This is a genomic window from Methanospirillum sp. (genome assembly GCF_035406105.1).
GTDB lineage: Archaea > Halobacteriota > Methanomicrobia > Methanomicrobiales > Methanospirillaceae > Methanospirillum.
In genome coordinates this window covers 1-8,508 of sequence record NZ_DAONKG010000105.1, presented here as the reverse complement: position 1 = coordinate 8,508, position 8,508 = coordinate 1, and the positions used below count along the sequence as shown (strand labels likewise).

Sequence of the window (8,508 nt, the reverse complement as noted above, 5' to 3'; positions counted from 1 at the left end):
CCGAATGTTGTTGCTGTTTTAGATACTGGATCTATTTCTAATACAGTAGTTGCATCATGTGGTATTCCGTAGATCTTCCCATTGGGAGCTAATACTCCCCCAACCCATTTATTTGTACCTGATAATGATCCAAATGTGGTGTAATCTTGGGTGGATTGGCATTGGAGTGCTCCGCATGTTTTGGATAAAGCGGGTTGGATGATGTTCCAATTAAATGCATCTTCGGAGTTCCATTCTGGGAATCGAAGTTCATTTTTGGTTTGTAATTTGTATGCCATGATTATATCACCGTTAGAACTCCCATTGAACTTTTTACTACCCACGTGTTATTACCGATGTATACAAGACATGCACAGGCATATCCTGATGAGGACGACAACGAACCGCCAGATGATGAAACTTCGGATAACATGCGGATGTATTGCCCGCTTGCAGCATTAATTGTCCATGCAGTGCCCGATCCTACGAAGTCAAAGATCTCTCCATTGGCGGGATTTGATGGGAGCGTAACTGTATCAGTAGTTTCAGAGAAGGTAACTGATGAACTGGAACCACCAGATACTGATGTGAATTCAAGTCCTGATTCATCTGATTTTACAGATAGAACTTTACCGGCATTGCCTGTATATGATGCAGGAGTATCAGAAAGTCCTATAAAAGTAGAAGAACCCCCGGTTCCACCTGTTACTGATAATACCCCATCTACAGTAATATCTAATCCAGAACCGATTTTTACTCCACCAAGGTATGTTGTCGATGCCGGTTCCAACTTAAGTTCAATGTATTGGTACCCTGATTGTGTAATGAGATTTGCATTAATTCCGGTATCTGCATCGGTTACAATCTTATTGAACAGATAATCTGCTGTTGAATCACTATTGGTAACTTTTACAAGACCATTTGTGCTATCGAGAGCTGATAATGTTCCATCATTTGAAATGGTCAGGTTGTTCCCTACTTTGATTCCTCCTAAAACAGTGCTTGAAGCAATGGGTAATGTATAATCACCTCCTTTTAAAATATCCCATTTGGTTCCATTGAAATAAATCAGGGTTTGTCTTGATAAATCGAATGAAGTCCAGCCTGCTAACGGAGTTTCAAAGAACCAAAGTTCTTCTGTTTCCATCCATGTTGCAACATGATTTGCGTGACCAGTCCATGGACCTGTTGGGGTTTCGGACACGATAAATCTGTCCTGATCTTCGTAGACTTCCGGTGGTTCATTAAAAACACCTTCTACAGATTCCTGCCAGATTTCAGGACCTTTACCGGCAGGACCTCTTGGTCCCATATCTCCTTTTGGTCCGGTATATCCACGTTCTCCCTGAGGACCTACCGGTCCCTGAATTCCCTGAGGTCCCTGAGGTCCCTGAGGTCCCTGAGGTCCCTGAGGCCCGACGATTGGTCCGACATCAACCCATGTTCCTTCTATATAAACGTAACAATTGGAGTTTGCTTCACAATAATATCCATCATATTCAGTTGCAGATGTTGGTAAATCGTTAACAGTTGCAACTTTTCCTTTCATTACAATGTTTGTTCCGGGTGCTCCGGGAGGTCCCTGTAATCCTTGTGGCCCTTGTAATCCCTGTGGTCCCTGAGGTCCCGGAGCACCATCATTACCATCAACTCCGTCACGACCATCTTTTCCATCGGCACCTTTTGGACCACGGATAATTGCAGTTACATCATTCCATACTGAATTTTTATATTGCTGGAATTCAGTTCCGGTCATAATAAACATGTTGTCAGTTAATTCAGTTGGATGTGCTGTAAAGTAATTATCACGTTCTGTTGCCGATGCAAAGAAATGATCATCATCAATTACAAGTGCTCCAGTTCCTCCAATTCCGATATTTACTACATTAATGAATTTTCCAGTTGCTGCGTTATATGCTAATATATCTCCATCCTGAATATTGTTAATAACAACATCTGATAGCGAAAATAATGTGGCAGGTGGGTGGGTATGATTTGCTAGTGCGAATGCTGATTTTGGAGAGCCGTTTAAATATTCTGCATTCAGGTTATTGATCAATGTTGTTGATGATACATTAAATGGTTTTGAACCGGTGAATGTATGAATAGCATTGATATTTCGTGCATTGTTGATATGAACGTACTGGGTATGATCATCACTGGATAATCCTGATAACGCATTGTGTGCAACTGCACCAGACATCTGTGCCCAGTAAGAACCGTTGAAAACATAAGTATAAGCATTGGATTTAACTAATACGGCATTTCCGCTTACTGGGATTTCAAATGACCATGAACTTCCGTCGTAAATTGCAATATGAGTAGAACGACCTTCGAATATTCCTGTTGGTGAATCACCGATGATATATCGCCCGGCTGATAGTCCATTGGGAGAATTCACAATGTTTTCAACCGGGTTTATCCAGACGATACCAGATGTAAATCCGGTCATAAAATCGAGATTTACTGCATCTGATCCATTCACTGGATTTGCCACATTGGTAATCCGGTTATTATTCATATTCAGATTACCTGTTAACGTTCCTCCAGTAAGTGGTAAGTACTGACTGTGGGTATGTGGTACACCGTTAATATTATATGTTTGTCCGGCAGGTATATTGATGCTTGCAGTTTGAATTCCTCCAACAAATGAAACTTTGGCATCCGGAGTTATGATCAATGGTTCATGGATAAATGTTCCACCTTTTGGTTTAATTGCCAAGCTTACCCGATCATTACAGATTAATAATCCACCACCAAGTTCCTGTGAATTAACAGTATCGATCATGTTGGCAATGAATCCAACACCAGTATGTGCCATACTCCAAATACGTTCTCCAGAACAATCAAAACCATCTGGTTTATTAGAATAACCTAAGTAACCGGAAATATCAGCAATGCCAGCATATGATGAGGTCCATGCACATCCATATGTCTTGATTTTATATTTGTTTATCTTGGTAGAATGCGGAATTTTAACAAACAGACCATCGAGAACTGCTGCACCATTTCCTGCTGTTTTTGCATATCGTCCAGTATTATCATGCCATGCTAACAGATAATTTTCCTGTGGATTTAATGGTTCAATACCTTTTCCTTTTCTACCGGTATCTGTCCATGCCTGCTGGGATTCATTCCATATCCATACAGTATCGGTATATCCGATTGTTACATATTGTCCGGGAAGACCTGTTGGATGTACTGTTGCCAGTGCATTAACATCTTCATACCATCCGAGATCATTATTTAAACTGTTAATGATAGATTCTAAATTATCGAATTTTTCATTTAAATCGATCTGATCATTTATATTCCCGGAGATATTTCCCCATGAACTGTTTATATTTGTTGGCTTGTTTCTGATATAGGCATCGGATGCCGGATCTTCTTCATTCCAGTCTGCCTGAACATTCTTTTCTGCATCAATTGGTGCGTGCTGACTAATTGCATGACTATATGCAATTTTACCACGATCACCACGATATGCAGTATCAGCAGTTTCTCCAAGAATTGCAGGGAATGTGTCTGGTTTATTTAAGACATTACCCCACAAAACAGTTGAATTACTGTTGTAAACAATGTCATATTCTGTTTCATTCCGATATACAAGCCAGTCGCCAACACTTAATTCTGTTCCATTTAATGTTCCTGATGAAATAGCGATAAAATAATTTCCTTTAGCAGCCGGAGATGGTAAACCATTATTCGGATGAAATGTGCCACAAAAGTTTACTGCTCCTGTAATACTCGATGGTATGTAATCCATTGAAATTTTGTTATTTTGATCAAGGATTCCAAGTGAAAACTGATGATTAACTAAATTTAATCCGTTTCCTGCAGTATAACCTTCTGATTCAATCTTTGCCCATGTTCCGCCTCTCCGGGCATAATATTCATTATCCTGAACATCACGTACTGCACATTGTTTTTTAATACCAACTACCACTGGTGGGTCATCAAGTAAAAACGACAGGGATTTATATGCATTGATACGACCACTTGTTGAACATTTCCCACTTAATGCAGGAATTACATCAACACCATTCAAAATATAACTCTTTAATTGGGAGACTGACAAAGTAGGATTTGCAGCAAGTAATAAAACAGCAAGTCCGGTGACCATTGGTGTTGCCATGGATGTTCCTGATAGAAACTGGGTTCCACCGCCTAAATACGTACTAATAATATTGCTTCCTGGTGCTGCAACATGAACCCATGAACCATATGAAGATTGTGGATTTAATTGATCTTTGTTTGTTGTATTACATACTGCAATGATGTTTGCAGTTCCAAATGCTGCAGGGTAAAATGGATTCGAATTTCCTTCATTTCCTGCACCACATATAAATAGAACATTTGGAAACTGATTGATCCAGCTTAATAATGCTGCAGAGTATGAGGTACTTCCAACGGACATGTTCACAACTTTACATCCTATCATGCCGGCATGCTGGACAGCATTGCATAATATTGAATCGGTTGTCTGCATCTGGCTATTCAATGCCTTGATTGCAAATATTCTGCAATTCCAAGCAACCCCGGTCACTCCATTGGAGTTGTTTCCTTTTGATGCTATAATACCTGCAACGTGGGTTCCATGGCCATTATCATCCATCGGATTATAATCGTTATTAACAAAGTTTACACCATCTGCTAATTTACAGTTATCAGATAAGTCAGGATGAGTATAATCAACACCGGTATCAATAATTCCAACTTTCAGATTTGGATCTCCAATGGGTTTTCCTGCTTCAAATAAAAGTCTCCAAGCAAGTGGTGCTTTTATATCACAACCGGCAGTTCCGTCGAACTGACCAGTGTTCCATAATCCCCACTGAAACTGGAATTCTGGATCATTGGGCATTAATGGAACTACACTATTCTGATCAAGTAATTTATAAATATAGTTTGGTTGTGCGAACTCGACAATCCCGGACTCTTCCAGTAATTCTACTTCATCAATGACTTCAGCATCTTCAAACCTAAAATGGATTATATGTCCAATCTCTGATATTAATTCAGCAGATGGGATAATCCGTTTTATATCTTCAAATGTATAACCGTTTCTTAATTGTGTTAAAATCTGACCTTCTACATACTCATGTTCCATGTTATACCACCACCTGCATATCAATGGTACCAATTGCCTGAATTACCTGAAATTCTGTATTTGCCTTTACACAGAGTAGTAATACAGAGTCACGGTAATGTGATGATCTGATAAACCCATCTATACCAGTTGCAGTAACCCGATCTGAAAATACTATTTTCTGATTCGGACCTTGTGCTATCTTCCAGCCTCCGGGTCCGACACCAACAACTTCAATTTTTTTACCAACTTCACAAACTGATGGTAGTGTTAAGATTACCTGATCATTTCCGTTTACTATATAATGTTCATTTGGAACTGCAATCTGACTGGTTGTTATAACTTTCCATACTTCGCTGTTTTCATGTTCATCATGAGCATCCCAATCAAGTTCTTTCCACCCGGAATACGTGTATTTCCAGTGACTTTGTTCAGTCAGGACATAACATACTGCTCCAATTGGTGCATCTTCAAAGAACCACACTCCTTCAGTAGCACCTTCTGGCAACATATACGTGGCAATTTGTCTGGAATGGCCATAAAATACACCTGTTGGATTCTCATCAACGATAAACCGGTGTTCGAAATCGTAGTTTGGTGGAGGAGCATTTGTAATGGAAATCACAGGAGTTTGCCATGAACCATCACTTACTCCGGCAGGACCTCTTGGTCCCATGTCTCCTTTTGGACCTTGAGGACCGGGTTCTCCACGTTCTCCCTGAATACCACGAAGACCACGTGGTCCTTGAGGTCCCTGAGGTCCCTGTATACCTTGTGGTCCCTGAGGTCCAGTAATTAATCCGACATCAACCCAACCACTGTTTTCTGTCCATACATAACACGATGGCCCGGTTTTGCAATAGTATGCATCTCCATAATTCTCAGCGGATGCCGGGAGATCTTCTATTCTATCAACAGATCCAACAATGTGGATTGAGGTTCCCGGAGTTCCGGGAGGTCCCTGAATACCCTGAGGACCCTGAATGCCCTGAGGACCCCGTTCACCATCCACACCATCAATTCCATCCCTTCCCGGATCTCCTTTCTCTCCTTTTGGACCAGTTAAAACCGCGGTTTTATTAATCCACTGTGTTCCATCCCATTGCTCGAAACCGCCATTTATTGAAATTAATGTTCCGGTTGCCTGTTCATCCGGATGTGCCGAGAAATAATTGTCTCTTTCAGTAGCATTGGCAAAGTAATGGTTATCGTCAAGTAAAAATCCCCCACCGTCAAGTTCTTGTCTTACATTAATAAATGCTGATGCAGATTCTTCCCATACAAGAATATCACCATCTTGTGGATTTACAACCTGAAATCCGGCTAGTACCATTGCATCATGACCATGATTAGCCAGTGCAAAGTCAGATGCATGTTTTCCATCGAGTAAATCTGCATTCAGATTCTCAACTTTATGATTGCTGCTTACATAAAATGGAACATTTTCATTGTTAAATATATGAGATGCATTAATTACTCTGGTAGCACTCACATGGACATATTGTGTATGATCATCAGCAGATAATCCTAATAATGATGCATGATATGTTGTGGATGGCATTGCATTCCATGCACCATCGGCATAAATGTATGTCAGACTTTTATTCGTTACATTAACAATCCAACCATCTTCCGGGGTTTCGGATATCCATTCAGTACCATTCCAAGTCTTGATATTATTCTGATAAATATATCGATCATTTGTATCCGGGGTATCTGGTAAAGTATCGACAATGTCAATGACATTTTGTTTCCACATAATTCCGCTGGTTAAAACAGAAGTGAGGAATCCCAGAGTAACTGCATCAGACTCTGTTACAGGAGTTGGAAGTCCGAATATCCGGTTATTCTGCATATTAATCGGACCATTCATATAACCTCCTGCCAACTTTAAGTATACATCATCATGCCGGTGTGGAATACCCCCGATATTATATGTTTCTCCGGCAGGGATATCTATATTGGCAGGTCTGACTCCATATGGACATCGGACTATCCCGTCTTTATAAATATTTAATGCAAATAAAACATCATTAGAATTTTTCGGTTTTAATGCAAGTGTTACTCCTGGATCTGGTGAATATTCACCAAAATCTTCATCACTTCCATATCCATATATTAATAATCCACCACCAATCTCCTTTGTATTCACATTTTTTATCAGATTTGCTACAAATCCTATGGCTGGATAATTAAATCCACTATAACCATGTCCTGATTCGAGGAAGAATTTTGATAAATCAACAATACCTGCGTATGTATCACAATTTAAATTTCCATATAATTTCAGTTTATATTCTCCATATTTTTCCTGAACAGGATGTGATATGAATAAACCATTTGGTACAAATGCATCTTTATCTGCATCTTTAAGCCACAATCCTTCCGTATCATTCCATGCCGTTAGACAATTTCTTTTAACTGGTTTCAATGGATTGATCGTGCCAGTGCCACCACTATTGGTATTTCCTCCATTTATCAGAAAGCAGTTTTCGAAACGCTGCGGAGCATTGGGATCTACTCCAAGGCGAAGTTCACGGGTTGTTGCATTCCACACTAATTCACCATCATAAAAAAGTTGATTTAAAAGACCAGATGCATTTCCACGTTTTATCTGTAAAATATTCTTTGTACATCTGACAGTTTTAAATTTAACTTCAACATCCTGATCTTCTGTAATTGATGGGATATTAACTATATAATTAGATCCTATATCATCTCCACCGTATTTTTCTCCATTGATTTTAACATAATCTATTTCATATCCATCATCTGCCGATATATGTAAATCTACGTTTTGTCCTTGGAGATAATCACCAAAATCCGGATCTGGTGGCGGATATGGAACTACGGTACCCCCTTCTCCGACACCTGATGTATCCACAACATATCCTTTTGCCGGACCGGGTGCAAAATCAACAGTAACGATTTGATCTCCTTGAATATTGTTTAGCCACAATCCGCCAATACCACCATTCGGGACACCACCAAGACTCTGTTCCGAATAAATTGTTGTAGTTCCTGTATTAACATTTTGAACAGTAATTGATTTTGTACGAAATCCATTCGGAAGATCATAACCATTGGAAACAAAAGGTGTTCTCAATGGTTTTGTATCAACATAAAATGAACCTCCTAAAGGTACTGTGTTTGCTCCAATATTTTTAACAGTATTAACTTCATTGCATGGCTCGCAATTATTGCCAAACATATCCTTTGTTTGTTTTATAATTGTTACTGTACTCATAATTATCACCAGATATCCATATTAACAGGACAGAAGATACCACCTTTTGAAATTATTAAATATACATCCTGACGGATCAATGTTTCACCATTCTGGGCATGACGTGCACAATCAACGTATTTTACAGCACCACCATTTCTTTTCCACAGATGTGTAACATCGTATAGATCAGAACGACCCTTCCATGTATAAA

The 8,508-nt window shown here is 39.5% G+C and carries 4 protein-coding genes; all 4 read right to left on the bottom strand.

Annotation, left to right across the window (positions count from 1 at the left end):
* A partial coding sequence (locus tag PLA23_RS07585; RefSeq protein ID WP_324474728.1) for a hypothetical protein occupies positions 1-278 on the bottom strand: 278 nt, incomplete at its 3' end.
* 2 nt (positions 279-280) lie between these two features.
* Entirely contained in the window at positions 281-5,089 is a 4,809-nt protein-coding gene (locus PLA23_RS07580) for a S8 family serine peptidase (RefSeq protein WP_324474726.1), read from the bottom strand.
* 1 nt (position 5,090) lies between these two features.
* Complete coding sequence (locus PLA23_RS07575) at positions 5,091-8,315, bottom strand: hypothetical protein (protein WP_324474725.1); 3,225 nt, start codon at positions 8,313-8,315, stop codon at positions 5,091-5,093.
* A 5-nt stretch (positions 8,316-8,320) separates the two neighbouring features.
* The coding region (locus PLA23_RS07570; RefSeq protein ID WP_324474723.1) for a hypothetical protein at positions 8,321-8,508 on the bottom strand (188 nt) is incomplete at its 5' end.

Excerpts from the sequence above, each read along its gene's own strand:
- PLA23_RS07575 (WP_324474725.1), bottom strand. The coding sequence starts at position 8,315 with ATGAGTACAGTAACAATTATAAAACAAACAAAGGATATGTTTGGCAAT.
- PLA23_RS07580 (WP_324474726.1), bottom strand. The coding sequence starts at position 5,089 with ATGGAACATGAGTATGTAGAAGGTCAGATTTTAACACAATTAAGAAAC.